Raw genomic sequence first — 21,706 nt, forward strand, 5'->3', positions numbered from 1 at the left:
TCCGTCTACTGTTGGCATGTAACGAGCTGCAGCAACTAATATGGTTAGCATTGAAATAGTCGCTGACGAAGGTGACTTTGTTGTTGCTCATAAGGCCGCTGGGATAAGTTTTCATAGTGAGAGTGACATTGGCTTTGTCGTGCAGCTAGAAAAGCAGCTTGGCGTTAAGCTCTATGCTGTGCATAGGCTCGATAAGGTTACATCGGGATTACTGATACTCGCAAAATCAAGCGCTGCAGCGAATAGCCTAAGCCAATTGTTCGCGCACAGAGAAATTGATAAAGCTTATCTTGCACTGATAACAGACAAACCCAAGAAAAAACAAGGCTGGATCAAAGGCGATATGGGTAAAGCGCGTCGAGGCGCTTATAAACTCCTCAAAAGCAGCGACAATCCTGCGATAACCAGGTTTTACAGTATCAGTCTTGAAGCTGGCCTTAGAGCCTGCATTTTAAAGCCCTTTACAGGTAAAACACATCAATTAAGGGTTGCCTTAAAAAGCTTATCAGCACCGATTTTAGGTGACGAGCTATATGGTGGACAAAGTGCTGATAGAGTGTATTTGCACGCATATGCACTGAGATTTATGTGGCAAGGTGTTGTAAAGCAATACACTATTGAGCCTAAACCCTATGGACAGTTTGCAAAATTATTTCAACACGAGGAGTTTGCGAAATGGCAAAACCCTTGGCAGTTAGAGTGGTAGTATGACACAACAACAAACCCAATTACGTTTTGGTGGTATTGGTCGCTTATATGGGCAACAGCAATTAGATTGGCTAGGTGAAGCCAAGTTTTGCGTTGTAGGCATTGGTGGAGTAGGTAGTTGGGTTGCCGAAGCGCTTGCCCGCACAGGCATAGGGCATATCTGTTTAGTTGACCTAGATGATATTTGTGTCACTAACGTGAATCGACAAATTCACGCATTGTCCTCGTCTATTGGTGCGCAAAAAATAGAAGCAATGCGTGATAGGCTCATCGAAATAAACCCCCATTGCGAAGTCCAACTCATAGATGACTTTATTACTTTAGATAATATTGCCGAGTACATCTGTGACTTTGATTATGTGATTGATTGTATTGATGCTGTAAAAGAAAAAGCGGCGTTAATCGCACATTGTAAGCGTCGCAAAATCCCAGTAATAACCACAGGTGGCGCTGGTGGACAAACAGATCCAAGCCAAATTCAATTTGGTGATGTGGCTAAAACAACGCAAGATCCTTTGCTGGCAAAGGTCAGATATATACTCAGAAAAAACTACAATTACACAACCAATCCGAAACGAAAGTTCGGCGTCGATTGTGTTTACTCTACTGAGCAACTGGTTTATCCAACCGAAAGTGGCGAAGTTTGTATGGCTAAGCAGCAGGCCGATGGTAGCAAAAATATGGATTGTGCGACCGGATTTGGGTCGGCAACTATGGTTACTGGGACGTTTGGTTTTTTTGCCGCATCTAGAGCGATTCGTAAGTATTTGGACAAAAAAATGAAGCAAGCCAGTGCGTGATTAAGTTGGGTTCACTAGTGCGATTTTGGATTTTTTTGGTGGGGTAATTGTACAAGTAAACACAGCAATGAGCGGTGTGCTATGATCTTATTTTCTTCCACGTCGCACCGCTAAGCAAATGCCATATTTCCTCATGTTGTTCATTGTATATTCTATGTTGGTTGTGCCGATGGCCAGAGCTGAGCATATAAGAGTAGTGACTGAACATTTGGAACCCTATCAGGTGCAGAAAAAGAACGGCGAACTAGGCGGTTTCATGACGGAGATAGTCAAGGCGATGTTTTCCTTGACTGGTGATAGTTACAACATCGAAGTTATGCCTTGGGCGAGGGCCTATGAAAGGCTTTACATGAGCCAAACGTTTTAATTTATTCAATTGTGCATACAAGGGCGCGTGATCAGCATTTTGAATGGGTTGGTGAAGTACCCAGAGATACTATTTTTCTATGGGGACTAAAAAGTCACTTTCCTGAAGAACGTAATTCATTCCATTCGCTTCATTCACTGAAGTACTTTGAAACTGCGGTGATCAGAAGCTCGAATGCAGCGCAATATCTACAGTCACTCTACTTTCAACATCTTGTTTCTGTCAGTTATGAAGAACAACTCTTAAAGTTGTTAGTACGAGAACGGGTTGCGCTTATTATGGGCACAGAATACTCGATATGGAATCACGCACAAAACGAAAGCGTAGATCCAGCTGCGTTAGCTAAAGTTGCAGAGTTGACAGAATTGAACGTGAGTATAGGCATTGCCTTTAATAAAAAATCCAACCCATTGATCATCAAGCGATACAAAGAGGCATTTCAACAACTGGATAACACAGGGGCACTGCGTCGAATAAAAAGCGACTGGTACGCAAGGCAGTTAATGTCACCTTAATGTAAAAACACACGCGCGTGTTTGACGCGCGCCGTTTCAGGTCAATTGCGCAATTTGCTTCTGAATTGTCTCAACAATTGCTTTAATGCCATTACCTCTGGATGGGCTGAGGTGTTTAATTAATCCCAGAGACTCAAACTCTTGATAGGCATCAATTTGTTTCGCTTCTGTTGGTGTTTTACCACTGTACATAGCCAGCACAATTGCGAGTAGGCCTTTCACAATACGAGTGTCTGAGTCGCCGACCAAAAGCAAATTTTGCTGCTGTTCGTCAAGTTCAATGTGCAGCCAAACGTTACTTTCACAGCCCGTTACCTTTGCTTGCTCAGTCTTGAGCACATCTGGTAGCGTAGGGAGCTGTTTGCCAAGCAGCATAATCTCTCGGTAACTTTGTTGCCAACTAGCCGTATTTGAGAGTTTGTCGTGAATTTCCTGATATGTCACAAATTTTACCCTTCAATCAACGCAATACAGTTGTGCAATGCGTCTATAAATCTGTCTATGTCTGTTTTGTTGTTGTAAAACGCTAAACTTACCCGAATTGTACCGTTTAAGTTTAATGTTTGCATCAGTGGTTGCGTACAATGGTGACCACTTCGAACAGCAATGCCATAGCTGTTGAGTAGCATTGCAAAGTCGTAATGATGTTCAGACTTATAAGTAAAGCTAACGGTACCAATATTATTCTCTAAATCACCGTACAGCTTTATACCTTCAATTTGAGATAGTTGTTTGACTAGGTATTTAAATAATGACTGCTCGTAGTGATGCATTGTTGCAAAGTCGATGGTACTTAAATAATCAAGGGCTGCACCAAAACCCAGCACTGCGGAAATATTTGGGGTCCCAGGCTCAAATTTAGCTGGAGCGTCACGAAAAGTTGTTTCTTCAAACGATACCTGTTTGATCATTTCGCCTCCGGTTTGGTAAACAGGTAGCGAATTGAGTAAATCGTATTTTCCGTAAAGTACGCCCAAGCCCGTGGGCCCAAGTGCTTTATGTGCGGAAAGAACGTAAAAATCACAATCTAGCGCTTTTAAGTTTGGTCGCAAATGCAAAAATGCTTGAGCGCCGTCAATCAGCGTGACTGCCCCAAATTCTTTTGCTTTAGCAATAAGCTTTTCAACCTCTTGGATATTTCCAAGGGTGTTTGAAGCATGAGAGCAGGCAAACACTTTGGGTTGCAATTGCGCTATTTTGTTTATCGCTTGTGCTGTATCTATGACTCCCTGTGCATTAACAGGTATCACTTCGAGCTTTGCATTAGTACGCTGCGCTAGCTGTTGCCAAGGCACAATATTGGCGTGATGTTCAAGCGCTGTAATGAGAATAATATCGTCTTGCAGCAAGTGCTGGGTTAAACCTGCCGCAACTAAATTGATACTTTCAGTTGCGCCACTGGTCCAGACGATTTCTGTTGCGTTTACGCTAAGAAAGTTGGCTATTTTTTCGCGCACTTTTTCATAGTTTAAAGTCGCTTGCTCGCTAAGTGTGTGTAAACCTCTGTGTACGTTCGCGTTGTTTTTTGCATAAAAGCGATTAATTTCGTCAATCACCGTCTGAGGCTTTTGGCTGGTGGCACCTGAGTCTAGATAAACTAAAGGATTACCTTCTATATGCTGGTCAAGTGCTGGAAAATCGTTTCGCAGTTGTGCAATGTCACTCATGCAGTGTTCCTTAGGGTTAACAGAGCGTGGATTTTAAATAGATTTACAGGTTAAAGCCAATAAAAAAGGCCGCAATCAGCGGCCTTAATTGAGATAAAAAGTGATTATCTTTGTGATACCGGTGTGTAATCGCGGTTCGTGTAGCCTGTATAAAGTTGGCGAGGACGGCCAATTTTATGACCAGGTTGAGATAACATTTCATCCCAATGTGAAATCCAACCAACTGTACGAGACATAGCGAAAATAACGGTAAACATGCTGGTAGGAATACCGATAGCTTTCAAGATGATACCTGAGTAGAAATCTACGTTAGGGTATAGCTTCTTCTCGATAAAGTAAGGGTCTTCCAAGGCGATTTGTTCAAGCTTCATCGCAACATCTAACAATGGATCTTGGATATTTAGTTCTTTAAGAACTTCATGACATGTCTCACGCATTACTGTAGCACGAGGGTCGAAGTTTTTATAAACACGGTGACCGAAGCCCATTAAGCGGAACGGGTCGTTCTTGTCTTTAGCTTTTGCAACATATTCATCGATGCGATCTACTGAACCGATTTCTTCTAACATGTTTAAACATGCTTCGTTTGCACCGCCATGAGCAGGGCCCCAAAGTGATGCAATACCCGCAGCAATACAAGCGTAAGGGTTAGCACCTGAAGAACCTGCTAGACGTACAGTTGACGTTGATGCGTTTTGCTCGTGGTCAGCGTGAAGCATGAAAATTTTATCCATTGCTTTTGCTAGGATAGGATTCACTATGTATTCTTCTGCTGGTACAGAGAACATCATATGTAAGAAGTTTTCTGCATAGCTTAAATCATTGCGAGGGTATACGAACGGTTGACCAACGTTATATTTATATGCCATCGCCGCGATTGTTGGCAATTTAGCTACTAAACGCACTGCACTGCGGTGACGCTGCTCAGCGTCTGAAATGTCTAAATCATCGTGGTAGAAAGATGACATAGCACCTACTACGCCACAAAGCATTGCCATTGGGTGAGAATCAACGCGGAAACCTTGGAAAAATACCGCGATTTTTTCATGCAACATGGTGTTGCGTGTGATCTCATCTGCAAATTCAGCATGTTGTTCAGCTGTCGGTAACTCACCTTTTAGTAAAAGATAACAAAGTTCGATGTAGTTAGACTTTTCAGCAAGCTGTTCAATTGGGTAGCCGCGGTGTAACAATACGCCTTTCCCGCCGTCAATGTAGGTGATAGATGACTCGCACGAACCGGTAGACATAAAACCTGGGTCATATGTGAAATGGCCATGTGCGCCCAAAGTGCGAACATCAATTACATCTTGGCCAGCTGTGCCTGAGTAAATCGGAAGTTCAATCGGATCGTGACCTTCAATATGTACTGTGGCTTTTTTATCTGCCATCTATTTATCTCCTATAAAATAACAATTCTGATTGTTATGTTGTGATACGAATGTTAAGCAAATTCTGATCATTTTAACGTAAAACTGGGGTGGAAAGTCAATTTTTCTAAGAATTATGCAAATATGTATAATAAATATTCTATGGAGATTAAATATTATACCATTGGCTAATTCGCAACCGTCTCAATCTAAACAAGAATTGTAAAAGCGCCCACGGCCTTATATACTGTCAAAGGTTTTATACCGTATCGTCTGTGGGTAAACCTATTTTTACGAAAAATGATCGTTTTTTTGGAAAAACAGGTTTATTTAGAGTGTGCCATTTGTGCATGTAGTGCAAATGGGTTTTATAAAAACAAGTAGATGAGCTCCTTTGTGGGCAAGATGGGCAAGTAACTGTGAAAAAGCAAAGACCTGTAAATCTAGATCTTACGACTATATCGATGCCGGCAACGGCTAAAGCGTCGATTCTGCACCGCGTAACTGGCGTGGCGTTATTCTTCGCTTTAACTTTTGTCATTTGGGCTTGGTCTGAGTCTCTTTCTTCTCCCGAAGGTTTTGAGTTTGTAAAAGGCCTATTTAGCGGCTTTATTGCAAAATTCATCGCGTGGGGCACCGTCAGTGTTCTGGCATATCACCTAATCGTTGGTATCCGTCACATGATCCAAGACATGGGTCACTGGGAAGAATTAGAGTCTGGCAACAGCAGCGCTAAAATTGCAATTGCACTTTCTGTGGTAGTAGCAATTCTAGCAGGAGTGTGGATATGGTCTTAAATCAAGCAACTTTCAAGCGTGATGGCGTACAAGATTACGTGTCGTTGCGTACAACCGCATTAGTAATTGCAGCATATGCAGTATTTATTGTTGGTTATTTACTTCTTACTCCAGAACTGACATTCGAAGCATGGAAAGGTTTGTTCTCAAATCTAGCTGTTAAAGCAGCAACCATCATTACTTTAGTGTGCATTATGGTGCATACACGTATCGGTCTTTGGCAAGTCCTAACAGACTACGTTAAAAGCTCAACGATGCGTTCGGTACTAGGCTTCGTTTTAAACTTAATGGCGCTTGCTTACGTAGCAATTGGTCTGTTTGTTCTGTGGGGTGTTTAAGTGAAATACAATACTCGTGAATTTGATGCTGTTGTTATCGGTGCTGGTGGTGCTGGTATGCGTGCAGCACTTGCTATCTCTGAATCAGGCAAAACTTGTGCATTGATTTCTAAAGTTTTCCCAACACGTTCTCACACAGTATCTGCGCAAGGTGGTATCACTGTTGCACTAGGTAACTCGCATGAGGATAACTGGGAATGGCACATGTACGATACGGTTAAAGGGTCAGACTTTATCGGTGACCAAGACGCTATCGAATATATGTGTCAAACAGGTCCTGAAGCTATCACTGAATTAGAAAACATGGGTCTGCCATTTTCTCGTTTTGAGAATGGCCGTGTTTATCAGCGTCCTTTCGGTGGTCAGTCGAAAAATTTCGGTGGCGAGCAGGCAGCTCGTACAGCTGCGGCAGCTGACCGTACAGGTCATGCGCTACTTCATTGCTTGTACCAACAGAACGTTAAAAACAAAACCAACGTTTTCTCAGAATGGTACGCATTAGACTTAGTTAAAAACGATAACGGTGATGTAGTAGGTTGTACCGCTATTGATATCGAATCAGGTGAAGTTACATACTTCAAATCTAAAGCAGTTGTGCTTGCAACGGGTGGTGCAGGGCGTATCTTCGCTTCTACGACCAATGCTCACATCAACACTGGTGACGGTGTTGGTATGGCAACACGTGCTGGCATCGCAATGCAAGATATGGAAATGTGGCAATTTCACCCAACCGGTATCGCAGGTGCAGGTACACTGGTAACTGAAGGTTGTCGTGGTGAAGGTGGTTACCTTCTAAATAAAGATGGCGAACGTTTCATGGAACGTTATGCACCAAATGCTAAAGACTTAGCATCGCGTGACGTTGTTGCTCGCTCAATGATGACTGAAATTCGTGAAGGTCGTGGTTGTGACGGTCCTTGGGGTCCTCACATCAAACTTAAGCTAGATCACTTAGGTGAAGAAACGCTTAACCTGCGTCTTCCAGGTGTATGTGACTTGTCTAAGACATTTGCACACGTAGACCCTGCTAAAGAGCCAATTCCAGTAATCCCAACATGTCACTACATGATGGGTGGTGTTCCAACTAACGTAAACGGTCAGGTGTTAAGCGTTGACGCGAACGGAAACGGAAAGCTAGTTGAAGGTTTATTTGCAGTAGGTGAGATTGCTTGTGTATCAGTACACGGTGCTAACCGCTTAGGTGGTAACTCACTACTTGACCTAGTTGTATTCGGCCGTGCGGCTGGTAACTTCCTAGGCCAATACCTAGCAGATACGCAAATCTCTAAAGATGCATCAAGTGATGACATCGATGCTGCATTTGCTCGTTTCAACCGTTGGGAAAACTCTACCAAAGGTCAGGGCGAAGATCCGGTTCAAATCAAAAAAGACTTACAACAGTGTATGCAGCTTAACTTCTCGGTATTCCGTGAAGGTGATGCGATGGCTGAGGGTCTACAGCAGCTTAAAGAAATTCGTGAGCGTCTTAAGCATGCGCGTCTTGATGACAAGTCAACCGAGTTTAACACTCAACGTATCGAGTGTTTAGAGCTAGATAACCTTATGGAAACTGCTTACTCAACAGCGGTTGCTGCAAACTTCCGTCAGGAAAGTCGCGGTGCTCACTCACGTTTTGACTATCCAGACCGTGATGATGAAAACTGGTTATGTCACACAGTTTACAACCCTGTGACGGAAAGCATGAGCAAGCGCGAAGTAAACTACGCGCCTAAGACTCGTGAAGCATTCCCACCAAAAGCACGTACTTACTAGGAGCTAGACGATGGCAACTTTAGAATTTTCTGTTTATCGTTATAATCCTGATGTGGACAATGCACCACGTATGCAGGATTACACGCTTGAGGTAGAAGAAGGCCGTGACATGATGGTGTTGGACGCGCTTTTACTTCTAAAAGAGCAAGACCCAACGTTATCTTTCCGTCGTTCTTGTCGTGAAGGTGTATGTGGTTCTGATGGTGTAAACATGAACGGCAAAAACGGCCTTGCATGTATCACACCTATTTCAGCTTTACAAAAAAATGGTAAAGGTAAAATCATTCTACGTCCGTTACCTGGCTTGCCAGTTATCCGTGACTTAGTTATTGATATGAGTCAATTTTATACTCAATATGAGAAAGTTAAGCCGTTCTTAATCAACGACAAACCAACCGGTGGCGTTGAGCGTCTTCAGACAATTGAAGAACGTGAAGAGCTTGATGGCTTGTATGAGTGTATTTTATGTGCGTGTTGTTCAACGTCGTGTCCTTCGTTTTGGTGGAACCCAGACAAGTTCATCGGCCCAGCAGGTCTTCTACATGCTTATCGTTTCTTGGCTGATAGCCGCGATACTGCGACAGAAGAGCGTTTGGCAGACCTTGACGATGCGTTCAGCGTATTCCGCTGTCACGGTATCATGAACTGTGTTAGCGTATGTCCAAAAGGCTTGAATCCAACTAAAGCAATTGGTCAGATTAAATCTATGTTGTTAAATCGTTCGGTTTAAGACATATTTAAATCCTTAGATGGCATGCACACGCATGCCATCTTGTTATTAATTAAATTTCTGCGCTAGAGAAAAGGGCTAATAAATGCACGAAGGTGTGATGAAGGCATGGCTAGAATCTTCGCATTTGTACGGCGGAAACGTAGCTTATGTAGAAGAGCTGTATGAAGCGTATCTTGATGATGCGACTTCAGTGCCAGAAGAATGGCGAGAAGTGTTTGATCAACTTCCTAAAGTTGATGGGGTGGATGTTGATGTTAAGCATTCACAGGTAAGACAGCAGTTTGCTGAACTTGCGAAAAACAAACACAGAGAAGTAGTAGTTGCGGCAGATGGTTCATCAGATGCCAAGCAAGTCAGAGTACTACAACTAATTAACGCATTTAGGTTTAGAGGCCATCAGAACGCAAATCTAGACCCATTGGGTTTATGGAAGCGAGAAAGGGTTCGTGATTTAGAACTTGATTATCATGAACTAACCGATGCGGACTTAGACAAAGAATTCAATGTTGGCTCTTTTGCTTGTGGCAAAGAGACAATGAAACTAAAAGACTTATATGCTGCGCTAAAAACCACTTACTGTGGTTCAATTGGTGCGGAATATATGCACATCACTTCTACAGAAGAAAAACGTTGGTTACAGCAACGCCTAGAGTCAACTTTCTCAAAACCCCAATTTAGCAAAGAAACAAAACTACGCATTCTTAAAGGCCTAACAGCTGCTGACGGTTTAGAAAAATACCTCGGTGCTAAATTCCCAGGCGCGAAACGTTTCTCGCTAGAAGGTGGTGATTCATTAGTACCTATGCTTAAAGAGCTGATTCATCGCGCTGGTGAAAGTGGCCAACAAGAAGCAGTTATTGGTATGGCACACCGTGGTCGTTTGAATGTGCTAGTAAACGTGCTGGGTAAAAACCCTCAAGTGTTATTTGATGAATTTGCTGGTAAATACGGCGAATTAGCCGGTTCTGGTGACGTTAAGTATCACATGGGTTATTCATCTGACTTTGCTACGCAAGGTGGTGATGTCCATATGGCATTGGCGTTTAACCCTTCTCACCTTGAGATTGTTAACCCTGTAGTTATGGGCTCTGTGAGAGCGCGTCTGGACCGCTTAGGCTGTAAGACTGGTTCAAAAGCGTTACCAATCACGATTCATGGTGATTCAGCTATCGCAGGCCAAGGTGTTGTACAAGAAACATTTAACTTGTCTCAGACACGCGCGTTTGGTGTAGGCGGTACAATTCGTATCGTAGTAAATAACCAAGTTGGTTTTACAACATCTAAGCAAGAAGATGTGCGTTCAACAGATTACTGTACTGATATCGCGAAAATGGTCCAGGCACCAATTTTCCATGTTAATGCGGATGATCCTGAAGCCGTTGCTTTTGTTACACAAATCGCACTCGATTTCCGTAACCAGTTCCGTCGTGATGTCGTGATTGATTTAGTGTGTTACCGTCGTCATGGTCACAACGAAGCTGATGAGCCTAATGCAACACAGCCATTGATGTATCAGAAGATCAAAAAGCATCCTGTGCCGCGTCAAATTTACGCTGAGCAACTAGCGCTTGAAGGTATTATCACAGACGACGAAGCGAAAAAGCTAGCTGATGAATATCGTAATGGTTTAGATAATGGTAAGTGTGTGGTTGAAGAAATTAAGCCTGATACTAAACACTCATCTGATTGGTCTAAGTTTGTTGGTCACGATTGGGATGTAGCGTACGATCCTAGACTGTCGGTTGATAAGCTAAAAGAGCTTGCCGAGAAAGTATCGACATACCCGGAAACTCATAAAGCTCAGTCTCGAGTTAAGAAAATTTATGATGACCGTCAGGCAATGGCTAAGGGCGAAAAACCACTTGATTGGGGTATGGCTGAAACACTGGCTTATGCAACTTTAGTTGACGAGGGTGTTGATATCCGTATGACAGGTCAAGATTCTGGTCGAGGAACTTTCTTCCATCGTCATGCCGTAGTACATAACCAAAAAGACGCTTCGACTTATATACCTCTGCAGGATATCCACGAAAATCAAGGTACATTTGAAGTATACGATTCTGTGCTTTCAGAAGAAGCTGTATTGGCGTTTGAATATGGCTACGCAACAGCTGAGCCAACTTCATTAGTATTGTGGGAAGCGCAATTTGGTGACTTTGCTAACGGCGCACAGGTAGTATTTGACCAGTTCTTAAGCTCAGGCGAGCAGAAGTGGGGTCGTTTATGTGGCCTGACAATGTTATTGCCACACGGCTATGAAGGTCAGGGACCTGAGCACAGTTCTGCGCGTTTAGAGCGTTACCTGCAATTGTGTGCTGACCACAACATGCAAGTATGTGTGCCTTCAACACCAGCGCAAGTATATGCTATGTTACGTCGTCAATCAGTTCGCCCTTTACGTCGTCCACTGATTGTCATGACACCTAAGTCATTGCTTCGTCACCCGCTCGCTGTTTCCTCACTTGAAGAACTTGCCGAAGGCGTGTTCTACAACATGATTGATGAAATTGATGACATCGATCCAGCTAACGTTGAGCGTGTTGTTTTCTGTAGCGGTAAAGTTTATTACGAACTTCTACAAGAGCGTCGTAAGCAAGAATTAAATAACATTGCTATCGTGCGCGTAGAGCAGCTTTATCCTTTCCCACATCAGGAAATGGACGAAATTATGGCTCGTTACCAGCACGTTAAAGATTTTGTTTGGTGTCAAGAAGAGCCGCAAAACCAAGGTGCTTGGTACTGCTCTCAGCACCACTTCTGGGACGCAATTCCAGCAGGTGCAAACCTAACTTATGCTGGCCGTAAAGCATCGGCAGCACCAGCGTGTGGCTACATGTCAACACATACTAAAGAACAAAACGCGTTAGTTGCTGACGCATTAACAATTAAAAAATAAGGGATAAGAGATGACAACCGAAATTAAGGTTCCTGTTCTTCCTGAGTCAGTTGCAGACGCCACGGTTGCAACTTGGCACGTTAGCGTTGGTGATACCGTAACTCGTGACCAGAACCTTGTAGATATCGAAACAGACAAGGTTGTACTAGAGGTTGTAGCACCTGAAGATGGTGTGATCACTGAAATCAAAGAAGTGGATGGTGCAACTGTTCTAGGTGAACAAGTTATCGCAATTTTAGGTGCTGCTGGCGAGAAGGCTAGTGCACCAGCTCAATCAAATGAACAACCAGCAGCGTCGTCATCGGCGCCAGCAGCAGAAGGTAAAGAAGTGGACATTAAAGTACCTGTACTTCCAGAGTCTGTAGCAGATGCTACAATCGCAACTTGGCATGTTCAACCAGGTGAAGCGGTAAGCCGTGACCAAAACCTAGTTGATATTGAAACTGATAAAGTAGTTTTAGAAGTTGTTGCACCTGAAGATGGTGTGATGGGTGAGCATATTCACGCTGAAGGTGAAACTGTACTTGGCGACCAAGTAATTGGTAAAATTATAGCCGGTGGTGCACCAGCTGCATCTGCTCCAGCTGCGCAACAAGCGACAGCTGCTTCTGAAGAAAGCTCAGATGTATTAACTCCATCAGTGCGTCGTCTAATTGCTGAGAAAGGCTTAGATGCTTCTAAGATCAAAGGTTCAGGCAAGGGTGGTCGTATCACCAAAGAAGATGTTGATGCATTCTTAAAGTCTGCACCAGCAGCGAAACCTGCATCTGCACCAGCTGCGGCTATGCCAGCAGTAGCTTTGGGTGAGCGTACACAAAAACGTGTACCTATGACTCGTTTACGTAAAACGATTGCGAATCGCTTACTTGAAGCCAAAAACTCAACAGCTATGTTGACGACTTTCAACGAAGTAAACATGAAGCCTATCATGGACCTTCGCAAGCAGTACCAAGAAGTATTCGAAAAGCGTCATGGTATTCGTTTAGGTTTCATGTCTTTCTACGTAAAAGCAGTAACTGAAGCACTTAAGCGTTTCCCTGAAGTGAACGCGTCTATTGACGGCGATGACATTGTTTATCACAACTATTTCGATATCAGCATTGCGGTATCAACGCCTCGTGGTCTAGTAACACCAGTATTACGCGACTGTGACAAGCTATCGGTTGCAGAAATCGAGCAAGGTATTCGTGACTTAGCGTTAAAAGGTCGTGACGGTAAGCTAACAGTTGAAGACATGACTGGCGGTAACTTCACTATCACTAACGGTGGTGTATTCGGTTCACTGCTTTCAACACCAATCATTAACTTGCCACAATCTTCAATCTTGGGCATGCACAAAATCCAAGACCGTCCAATGGCAGTAAATGGTAAAGTTGAAATTTTACCTATGATGTACCTAGCACTAAGCTATGACCACCGTCAAATTGATGGTAAAGAATCAGTTGGTTTCCTAGTAACAATTAAAGAGCTACTAGAAGATCCAACACGTCTATTACTAGACGTTTAATCAAGATTGATTAGATATTAAGCTGTATGTTAAGTCATACAGCTTTTTTTTTTGCGCCTTTGGTCTAACTAGGGTTTTCATCGTACGCCTTGGGATCTATACTAGGAGCGCAATTTGGGATAGCTGATTATTTGCATAAATATTCAGCTTTTTTAGTATAAGAAATTGGATAAAGCATCATGAATTTGCATGAGTATCAGGCAAAACAACTATTTGCCGACTATGGTTTGCCAGTATCTGAGGGGTTCGCTTGTGATACACCTCAGGAAGCGGTAGAAGCAGCTGCTAAAATCGGCGGCGACAAATGGGTAGTTAAGTGTCAAGTACACGCCGGTGGCCGTGGTAAAGCAGGCGGTGTTAAGCTAGCTGATAGCAAAGAAGAAATTCGCGCATTTGCTGAGAACTGGTTAGGTAAAAACTTAGTTACTTACCAAACAGACGAAAAAGGTCAGCCAGTAGCTAAAATCTTAGTTGAAAGCTGTACAGACATCGCTAACGAATTATACCTAGGTGCTGTTGTAGACCGCGCAACTCGTAAAGTTGTTTTCATGGCATCTACTGAAGGTGGTGTTGAAATTGAAACAGTTGCAGAAGAAACACCAGAGCTAATTCATAAAGCTGAAATTGATCCACTAGTAGGCCCTCAGCCTTACCAAGGTCGTGAGTTAGGCTTTAAACTAGGTCTTAACCCAGCACAAATTAAACAGTTCGTTAAGATCTTCATGGGTCTTGCAACTATGTTTAATGACCACGATTTCGCATTACTTGAGATCAACCCTCTAGTAATCACAGATCAAGGCAACCTTCACTGCCTTGACGGTAAAATCAGTGTAGACGGTAACGCATTGTTCCGTCAGCCTAAGATCCGTGAATTCCACGATCCTTCGCAAGAAGATGCGCGTGAAGCTCACGCTGCAAGCTTCGAGCTTAACTACGTTGCTCTAGACGGTAACGTAGGTTGTATGGTTAACGGTGCAGGCCTTGCAATGGGTACTATGGACATCGTAAACCTACACGGTGGTAAGCCTGCTAACTTCCTAGATGTTGGCGGCGGCGCGACTAAAGAACGCGTAGCAGAAGCATTCAAGATCATCCTTTCTGATGACAATGTTAAAGCAGTACTAGTTAACATCTTCGGTGGTATCGTTCGTTGTGACATGATCGCAGAAGGTATCATTGGTGCAGTTAAAGAAGTTGGCGTTAAAGTACCAGTAGTTGTTCGTTTAGAAGGTACTAATGCTGAATTAGGTCGTGAAGTTCTAGCTAACTCTGACCTTGACATTATCGCTGCAGAATCACTTACAGATGCTGCACAGAAAGTTGTTGCTGCTGCGGAGGGCAAATAATGTCTGTATTAATTAATAAAGATACAAAAGTAATCTGTCAGGGTTTCACTGGCGGTCAAGGTACTTTCCACTCAGAGCAAGCTATCCAGTACGGTACGCAAATGGTTGGTGGTGTATCTCCAGGTAAAGGTGGTCAAACTCACCTAGGTCTGCCTGTATTTAACACAGTACGTGAAGCAGTAGAAGCAACTGGCGCAACGGCATCAGTTATCTACGTACCAGCACCTTTCTGTAAAGATGCAATCTTAGAAGCGATTGATGCTGGCATCGAGCTTATCGTTTGTATCACTGAAGGTATCCCAACACTAGACATGGTTGATGTTAAAGTTAAGCTAGACCAAACTGGTGTTCGTATGATCGGTCCTAACTGCCCAGGTGTTATCACTCCGGGTGAAACTAAGATTGGTATCATGCCTGGTCATATCCACAAGCCTGGTAAAGTAGGTATCGTTTCTCGCTCTGGTACTTTAACGTACGAAGCTGTTAAACAAACTACAGATGCTGGTTTTGGTCAGTCTACATGTGTTGGTATCGGTGGTGACCCAATTCCTGGCACTAACTTCATCGACGTACTAGAAATGTTCCAAAACGATCCACAAACAGAAGCAATCGTAATGATTGGTGAGATCGGTGGTACAGCTGAAGAAGAAGCTGCAGAGTACATCAAGCACAACGTAACTAAGCCTGTAGTATCTTACATTGCTGGTGTAACTGCACCTGCTGGTAAGCGTATGGGTCACGCTGGTGCGATCATCGCTGGTGGTAAAGGTACTGCTGACGAGAAGTTCGCAGCTTTAGAAGCAGCTGGCGTTAAGACTGTTCGCTCACTAGCTGATATCGCTATTGCACTTAAAGAAAAAGCGGGTTGGTAATAACCAAAGCTTTTTAAAGTGATTATTGAATGCCAGTCCATGTGACTGGCATTTTTTTTGGTAAATAGAGTGGGTCTTTGCTTTGCGTAACAATGTCTTCGGGTAGTTTTACAGGTATTTCTATCATTCAATGAATCATTGTCCAAATTATGTGTACAGTAGGTTAGTCAGAATACCTAAACTATTTACTCAGTCGGAGCGACTTTTATCCTCCTAAATTCAATGGGGTAGGGTGTCTTGAGGCTGTTTCAGTGTGGTTCTGGCGATTGGATGACAACGAAGAACGTACATATGAAAGTCTCGGAGAACTGTCGCCAGCAGCTTACCGAGCAAAGTTAGAAAACTCTAGTTTACAGGTGTTTCACTAACGGGGAAGTGGACAGTGGGTCTTTTACTTTTTCAATTTCTTCAAAAACACAATTACAAAACGTAAGCAGCTCTTTAGTCTAAAAAACAGGCAGGTTATTGGGTGGGGAAATGGATAGAAATAGTTATTAGAAATCTCAATATCGGTTTTGCAACGTTCTATAAAGCACGCTAATAAATAGCAGAGTTATCAATCAGTCCTTTCAAACATCTTGGCTTGTGGGTAAAAATAGAGCCCCGAAGGGCTCCGTTAGTTACTTCTTAAAAGGGAAATATTCGCACATTTGTTCTATTGGAGAATCTAAATCAATTCCTAAATTTTCCAATACTTCAAAGAACCATGATAAATGCTCGCCCAATTCTGGTACGTCTTCATCAGTTACAGAAAGCAGGCAAATCGCGACTCGTGCAACTAAGGCGTCACTATTCGAAAACTCTTGAATCTGTCCACTAGAGTCAATGTAATTCCACCACTCATTTGCCGACTCTCGATATATATCGACAGGTATATTTCCTTCTAAATATCCGTTTGTAATATCGATAGGATCTTGAAACTTATTCGGAAACCGAATGTTGTTTGCCTTAATAACCTTAATCAAAAAGTTTAAATAAAGTTCAATAGCCGCCTTTGAATTTGACGGCCAATCTATAGCTCCAATATTCACTGCTTTTTAACTCCTAGATGATTCAATACATCATTACAAGATGTACATATTTTCTTAGCTGTACCATGTCCATTTCCTGACGCCCCGATGTTAACTGCTCTTATAGTACCGCCACTAACATCAACACCATCATTCAGTGCTTTATCAAGACAAACAATCTCAGCACATCCACCATGCCATGGCTTTCTAGCTGAAGCAGGAGTCCCCATAAGTGCGCCGGTAACTTGAGGATTTGGCTTAACAATTTCACCACTTACGCCAGTGTAAACTTTGTCTCCTACTCTTAATTCAGCAGCTGCTCCAGATTTTTTACCAGAGGCTAACGCAGCATCAGCCGCTGCTTCTGCGCTGTTTGCAGCTTCTCGGCTGCCTTTTATAAACATCCCTGCGCCACCAGGGACAACAGGCATTGCCAAAGCTGCACCATCAAGAATGACGCCAAGGGCATCGATTCCAGCAGCTCCCCAGTTACCTTGCCATAGGTTATTCCCTAGCGAGCTAAGTCCCATAGACAAACTTGCAGCATCCCAAACAGATTCAGCAATTTGACCTGAAGGGTCAGTATACTTGTATGGGTTGTTGTTTACATAGGCATAACGGTTAAAGCTATGAGGACTTCCCGTAAACCCAACCGGATCATTCGAGTAAAAACGACCTATGACGGGGTCATAGTATCGTGCCTGCATATAACTCAGACCAATGTCTTTGTCATACTTATGACCAGTGTAACCAATATCATCTGTTTTTTCATCCTTGAGCGTGTCGCCAAACGGACGATAGTGTTGACGTGATGCTTCTACAGATTGTGCAGGAGTAACGTCTCCAAACTTGGCAATTAGTTTCGTACCAAGGTAGATGTAGTTTGTTCCATTACCGACAAAATCACCTTTTTCTCGATACAATAACACACCTGCCTGACTGTACATGCTGTAGCTAACGCCACTTGCATCAGACTGCTTAGCTCGGCGGTTAAAGCCGTCATAAAGGTACGTATTTGTGCCTGAGTTGGTAAGTTGATTCGCACGGTTGAAGGTAAATCCTCTTGCGCCATTGTGAGTTACGTTACCTCTGTCATCATAAGAGAACGAACTATATTTTGAACCAAACCCAGTTACAGAGTCTAGGCGATGGTTTTTATAGGTATAGCTGAGCGAGCGACCCTTACTTGTGTAGCTTTTAATGTTGCCAAGGTAGTCATATTGAATCGTGCTGTCACCAAGACCACTATTACCGTCAACGTATGTTAAGCGATTTAACCCATCATACTGCATGCGAGTAATGCCATACGCATTACTGCTTAAGCCATCAGTAATTGAGTACACGTTGGCATTGTCATCATATTCGTAACTAAGATCTAACTTGCTAACGTTTGCTTGTGCGTCATTTAGACGTTTAGGCAGAAAGCTATCACTGTGTAAAGTTGTAGTATGAGTAACGCCATTTCCGTAAGTGAAACTCTTTATCGTTCCGTTAGGGTGGTAGGTAGCAGTATGTGCAAAGCTATGTTCGACAGTCGATTCATTGTTGCCACTTTCTGCATAGACTTGTGATTCTGTTTGTTCACCAAAGCTATTGGGTGTTAACGTTACTTTGGTGTCGTCAGGATATGTAAGTGCACTTAGGTGCATCATGTTATTGTAGTCGTACACTAACGACAAGGATTTGCCGTCAACAGTCAGAGTTTCACTTTCAAGCAAGTTCTGGTTATTGTACGTATACGCATGACTTACAGAACCTGCACTCAGAGCGGTTAGGTTGCCGTTATTATCTTTTGTGTAACTGACATTGCCGGTACTATCAGGATAAGAGACAGATTTAACTTCGCCTAGGTTATCAAGAATGTAGGTAACAGCTTTATTTGCTGGTTTGGCGATGCACACAGGGTTAGTCGTATTGTAGCTTACGCCTTCGGCGTGCCAGTTAGTTTCACCTAACGCGTTATAGTTGAATGCTTGTGCGCCCGTATCTTGGCGAACTGTCAGACAAAGCTGCTTGTAGGTGTTGTAATAATAGCTCTCGGTCTGAGAAACGGCTTGATTTTTGTCATTGAAACCCGATTGTTTAATCGTCTTTGTTAAACCTAATACATCAATATCAATTGAGGTTGTGATTCTTTCTGGCGAAGAAATTTTCGTTGCCAGTTCATAGCTAGGGCTACCATATGCAAGATAGGTTGTTGTGGTTACATTTTTCTTTGCATCTGTAACTTTAATTTTGTTACCACTTAAATAATCATATTTAACGCTACCTAGACCTGTTGTTGTCGTACTCTCTAAACGTCCTAAACCATCATAATGACTACTTACGCCTTTGGTTTTATTTGGTGTATCTTGCCAATATGACTCAAAAGTTTGATGACCAAATTTGTCGTATTTATATGTTTGATAGCGCGTGTTATTACCGTCATTTTGCGATAGTGAGGCTAAACGTAATAAACCGTCATAGGTTTCTACCTCAGTGTAAACAACGTCACCTGAGCAAGCGGCATCCGCATCATTATCAAGTAATTTACAGCGCTGCATTGTACGAGTTCGACCCGTTGTTGCATTGTCACTCCATGTATAAAGAACATCTTGCCAATTATTGTTTGAGGTGGTGTCGTCGCCGTAATCAATTGATTGAATACGGCCTTGTTTGTCATATCTGTACTTTGTTGTGATGTTATTAAAGTCGGTCTCTTGCGTAACCCAGCCATTATTATCGACGGTCTTCGTCCTAGAGATATTTCCGGCTGACTTACGAGCTGGAATGGTAATAGCCTGCGCTATTCCTCTTTTATAGTTATCATATTTTGTAAATCGGTTTCCTTCACCTACAGTGCGCGCGACGTTATATTCTTCTTTTTTAAGTTCGCCACGGGTTGTGTATTGAGGGTAACGAGTAGTCCAACGACCAAAGCTATTCGACTGGTAAGGCAATCCTTTGTTTGCATAAATACCATTGGCCGAGGTGGAGTCATGGTAGACAATCTCCGATACTGTGGTATAGCTGCTGTCATCTTTAGAAACTTTTACCGTAGTCGGCAATCCTAAAATCCAATTGGTAGAATTGTTGTAGTAACCCAGTTTTGTGTATTTTACGTTATCGCCAAACGTTTCCTTTATTTTTGTCGGTTTACCATATTTATCGTGTTCAAGATATTCAGTGGTATAGGTGTTGTTGTGTTCAGTAATAGTTTTTTTGGTCAGCTTAACTTTTCTGGTCAAGGAGTCTGGAATATCTTTTGGATAATCCATAAACTGAAATTCGCCAATGACAGCTTGCTCAGCATACGTAAATTCAGAGGTTCTTTTGTCTACTACGCTAGAGCCACTCAGTCTTTTTTGGGTCAGCGAAAGCAGTTTACCATGTTGAAATGACTTGTCATTTTCGTAGACTTTTGTCGTTATATCATTGCCGCGAGTGGCGGTCACTTCAATTGTATCATTACTGCCATTTTTGTAATCGAACTCCCACTTATCTATCAGTGTTGTACCATCTTTTACTGTTTTGGTTTCGAGTCTAAGGTTTTCGTCGAACGGGTCATTTTTGAGTTTACCAAAGTCTTTATAGGTATAGTCGACAGTAGCGCCGCCAGGTAACGTTACTTGAGTCAGTCTTTCGACGCCGCCATACCTTCCGTCAAAACCATGCTCCTCAATGCGGTACATCTTCTCCCCTTCGTACTTATATTGCCATTTAGTACCATTAGGGTTCTCAACAGATTCAAGGTAAAACTCGTATTTTCCAACATGATTATCTAGCGCGTAATTGTAGGTCCACGTTCGGTCATTTGCTGTAATGCTATCAATCGAATAGTCAGTATCAGTTGTATAGTTTAATGTGACTGTTTGCGGGTTGACTGCGTCGTTTCGAGTAATGCTATTTAGTCGTGAGTAAAACCTTGGGCTGTCGTAGTTCGTGGCTTTACATGCATTTTCGCCATAACGGCATTTGTCGGCACGTAGATAGACGGTCTCAAATTTTGCAGCCATTTCAGCGTAGTTATATGTGATTACATTGCCATGTACATCTTCAATTTTTGAAACGAATAGGGTGTTTCTTGATGGTTGAGAAAATGAATAAAGCAAGCCATTGTAGTTGTAGATAGCTTCTAGAACGTCCATGGTATAAGTGATACCAGCTGGGGATTTGACGATAAAACCATTACCATCGTTGGTGCATGAAGCAACCCAATTTGATGTGCTTACCCATTTTGCAGAGCTTGGATAGCGACCTGTTGTATCCGTTTTTTTTATTAACTGTTGGGCGGGTTGGCCGGGGATTTTTAGTTGTATACCAGACCAGTATCTATTGGCTATTTTTGTCCTTCCTGAATTTAACTGAGAGGCGCGACCGTCTCCAGGATAAGGGTCGTTGCATATACCGGTTCGTGTTGTAGACACGGGTTTTATGATTTCATCAAAGTGCTCAGGTTGCCATCCTCGAGTAATACCCCAAGGAGTCGTTTTGATAATGACCCTTGGGATTTCAAAATGCCAATTTACTAAGAGTGAATATGCTGACTGATAGCCCATAACAGGAGTCGTCGAACCATAGCTTCTGGAAATGACAATGTCCATGCCATTGCTGCCGGGTATAACGCCATCGACGACTTCGAAGCCGAGTTCGCCAGTTATGTCGTTGATAATTTCGCCAAAGTTATTTGTTTGAGTCGTACGGTCCTTACGCTGTGTATCACCAGGATAATGTTCAGCATCATCGGACCCAGCCATTGCACTATTATTTAGGTAAAGTATCGAAAGCAACAGAGTGAATATCACCCTGTTCATTAGAAAATTCATTCGCAATTGTTCCTTTGAGTTATTCCCATCGCAGAGGATAAAAATCATGCTGTGTATCAGAGTAAAAGTAGTATTGGGGTGATGAAAATGACTGTTTGAGGCGAGCTATAAAATATTTAGCCTGAGCAAACCGACAAGTTTCAGTTACCCGTTTCAGTAAAATCGGAAAGGTAAATTTTAAAGGCTGAACCCGAAAAAGCAA

16 protein-coding genes are annotated in these 21,706 nt (G+C 42.8%); 11 read left to right on the plus strand and 5 right to left on the minus strand.

Annotated elements, in window-relative coordinates; genetic code table 11:
• Positions 1–40 precede the first annotated feature (40 nt).
• The 3 genes from HC733_RS03895 (at position 41) to HC733_RS03905 (ending at position 2,390) form a co-directional block, all read left to right on the plus strand.
• On the plus strand, positions 41–706 hold the full coding sequence (locus HC733_RS03895) for a TIGR01621 family pseudouridine synthase (protein ID WP_190363734.1): 666 nt from the start codon (positions 41–43) through the stop codon (positions 704–706).
• A gap of 1 nt (position 707) precedes the next feature.
• Entirely contained in the window at positions 708–1,508 is an 801-nt protein-coding gene (tcdA, locus tag HC733_RS03900; RefSeq protein WP_190363735.1) for a tRNA cyclic N6-threonylcarbamoyladenosine(37) synthase TcdA, read from the plus strand.
• Positions 1,509–1,886: 378 nt separating this feature from the next.
• Complete coding sequence (locus HC733_RS03905) at positions 1,887–2,390, plus strand: transporter substrate-binding domain-containing protein (protein WP_190363736.1); 504 nt, start codon at positions 1,887–1,889, stop codon at positions 2,388–2,390.
• Between the two features lie 36 nt (positions 2,391–2,426).
• Here the strand turns inward: HC733_RS03905 and HC733_RS03910 are convergent, their stop codons facing one another.
• From HC733_RS03910 to HC733_RS03920, 3 genes are all read right to left on the minus strand, one after another.
• Complete coding sequence (locus HC733_RS03910) at positions 2,427–2,834, minus strand: SufE family protein (protein WP_342365979.1); 408 nt, start codon at positions 2,832–2,834, stop codon at positions 2,427–2,429.
• Positions 2,835–2,839: 5 nt separating this feature from the next.
• Positions 2,840–4,057: an aminotransferase class V-fold PLP-dependent enzyme gene (locus HC733_RS03915; RefSeq protein WP_190363737.1), complete on the minus strand. Its 1,218-nt coding sequence runs from the start codon at positions 4,055–4,057 to the stop codon at positions 2,840–2,842.
• Positions 4,058–4,161: 104 nt separating this feature from the next.
• A complete protein-coding gene (locus HC733_RS03920) occupies positions 4,162–5,448 on the minus strand; it encodes a citrate synthase (RefSeq protein WP_190363738.1) in 1,287 nt (428 codons plus the stop codon).
• Between the two features lie 398 nt (positions 5,449–5,846).
• Here HC733_RS03920 and sdhC point away from each other — a divergent pair, with 398 nt between their 5' ends.
• From sdhC to sucD, 8 genes are all read left to right on the plus strand, one after another.
• Positions 5,847–6,224 carry a succinate dehydrogenase, cytochrome b556 subunit gene (sdhC, locus tag HC733_RS03925; RefSeq protein WP_190363739.1) on the plus strand — a complete coding sequence of 126 codons (378 nt, stop codon included), beginning with the start codon at positions 5,847–5,849 and terminating at the stop codon, positions 6,222–6,224.
• Positions 6,215–6,562 (plus strand): succinate dehydrogenase, hydrophobic membrane anchor protein, encoded by a 348-nt coding sequence (sdhD, locus tag HC733_RS03930; RefSeq protein WP_190363740.1) that lies wholly within the window; start codon positions 6,215–6,217, stop codon positions 6,560–6,562. The genes sdhC and sdhD overlap by 10 nt, the downstream gene beginning before the upstream one ends.
• The gene (sdhA, locus tag HC733_RS03935; RefSeq protein ID WP_190363741.1) at positions 6,563–8,335 is read left to right on the plus strand and encodes a succinate dehydrogenase flavoprotein subunit; all 1,773 of its coding nucleotides are present in this window, start codon (positions 6,563–6,565) and stop codon (positions 8,333–8,335) included. It abuts the gene before it with no gap.
• A gap of 10 nt (positions 8,336–8,345) precedes the next feature.
• Positions 8,346–9,065, plus strand: coding sequence for a succinate dehydrogenase iron-sulfur subunit (locus HC733_RS03940; RefSeq protein WP_190363742.1), 720 nt, complete (start codon positions 8,346–8,348; stop codon positions 9,063–9,065).
• 85 nt (positions 9,066–9,150) lie between these two features.
• Positions 9,151–11,964 (plus strand): 2-oxoglutarate dehydrogenase E1 component, encoded by a 2,814-nt coding sequence (locus HC733_RS03945; RefSeq protein ID WP_190363743.1) that lies wholly within the window; start codon positions 9,151–9,153, stop codon positions 11,962–11,964.
• A 10-nt stretch (positions 11,965–11,974) separates the two neighbouring features.
• Entirely contained in the window at positions 11,975–13,471 is a 1,497-nt protein-coding gene (odhB, locus tag HC733_RS03950; RefSeq protein WP_190363744.1) for a 2-oxoglutarate dehydrogenase complex dihydrolipoyllysine-residue succinyltransferase, read from the plus strand.
• Positions 13,472–13,650: 179 nt separating this feature from the next.
• Positions 13,651–14,817 (plus strand): ADP-forming succinate--CoA ligase subunit beta, encoded by a 1,167-nt coding sequence (gene sucC, locus HC733_RS03955; protein WP_190363745.1) that lies wholly within the window; start codon positions 13,651–13,653, stop codon positions 14,815–14,817.
• Entirely contained in the window at positions 14,817–15,689 is an 873-nt protein-coding gene (gene sucD, locus HC733_RS03960; protein ID WP_190363746.1) for a succinate--CoA ligase subunit alpha, read from the plus strand. Before sucC ends, sucD begins: the two co-directional genes overlap by 1 nt.
• A 620-nt stretch (positions 15,690–16,309) precedes the next feature.
• On the opposite strand, the gene HC733_RS03965 is transcribed toward sucD, so the two are convergent.
• Both HC733_RS03965 and HC733_RS23065 read right to left on the minus strand, forming a co-directional pair.
• The gene (locus HC733_RS03965) at positions 16,310–16,720 is read right to left on the minus strand and encodes a hypothetical protein (RefSeq protein WP_190363747.1); all 411 of its coding nucleotides are present in this window, start codon (positions 16,718–16,720) and stop codon (positions 16,310–16,312) included.
• A complete protein-coding gene (locus HC733_RS23065; protein ID WP_190363748.1) occupies positions 16,717–21,504 on the minus strand; it encodes an RHS repeat-associated core domain-containing protein in 4,788 nt (1,595 codons plus the stop codon). Before HC733_RS23065 ends, HC733_RS03965 begins: the two co-directional genes overlap by 4 nt.
• Positions 21,505–21,706: the final 202 nt, after the last annotated feature.

This window comes from Pseudoalteromonas sp. S16_S37 (assembly GCF_014694405.1).
Lineage (GTDB): Bacteria > Pseudomonadota > Gammaproteobacteria > Enterobacterales > Alteromonadaceae > Pseudoalteromonas.

Bases quoted from the DNA above. Each gene is read 5' to 3' on its own strand.
- HC733_RS03895 (WP_190363734.1), top strand. From the start codon at position 41: ATGGTTAGCATTGAAATAGTCGCTGACGAAGGTGACTTTGTTGTTGCT.
- tcdA (WP_190363735.1), top strand. From the start codon at position 708: ATGACACAACAACAAACCCAATTACGTTTTGGTGGTATTGGTCGCTTA.
- HC733_RS03915 (WP_190363737.1), bottom strand. From the start codon at position 4,057: ATGAGTGACATTGCACAACTGCGAAACGATTTTCCAGCACTTGACCAG.
- HC733_RS03920 (WP_190363738.1), bottom strand. From the start codon at position 5,448: ATGGCAGATAAAAAAGCCACAGTACATATTGAAGGTCACGATCCGATT.
- sdhD (WP_190363740.1), top strand. From the start codon at position 6,215: ATGGTCTTAAATCAAGCAACTTTCAAGCGTGATGGCGTACAAGATTAC.
- HC733_RS03940 (WP_190363742.1), top strand. From the start codon at position 8,346: ATGGCAACTTTAGAATTTTCTGTTTATCGTTATAATCCTGATGTGGAC.
- HC733_RS03945 (WP_190363743.1), top strand. From the start codon at position 9,151: ATGCACGAAGGTGTGATGAAGGCATGGCTAGAATCTTCGCATTTGTAC.
- odhB (WP_190363744.1), top strand. From the start codon at position 11,975: ATGACAACCGAAATTAAGGTTCCTGTTCTTCCTGAGTCAGTTGCAGAC.
- sucC (WP_190363745.1), top strand. From the start codon at position 13,651: ATGAATTTGCATGAGTATCAGGCAAAACAACTATTTGCCGACTATGGT.
- sucD (WP_190363746.1), top strand. From the start codon at position 14,817: ATGTCTGTATTAATTAATAAAGATACAAAAGTAATCTGTCAGGGTTTC.
- HC733_RS23065 (WP_190363748.1), bottom strand. From the start codon at position 21,504: ATGAATTTTCTAATGAACAGGGTGATATTCACTCTGTTGCTTTCGATA.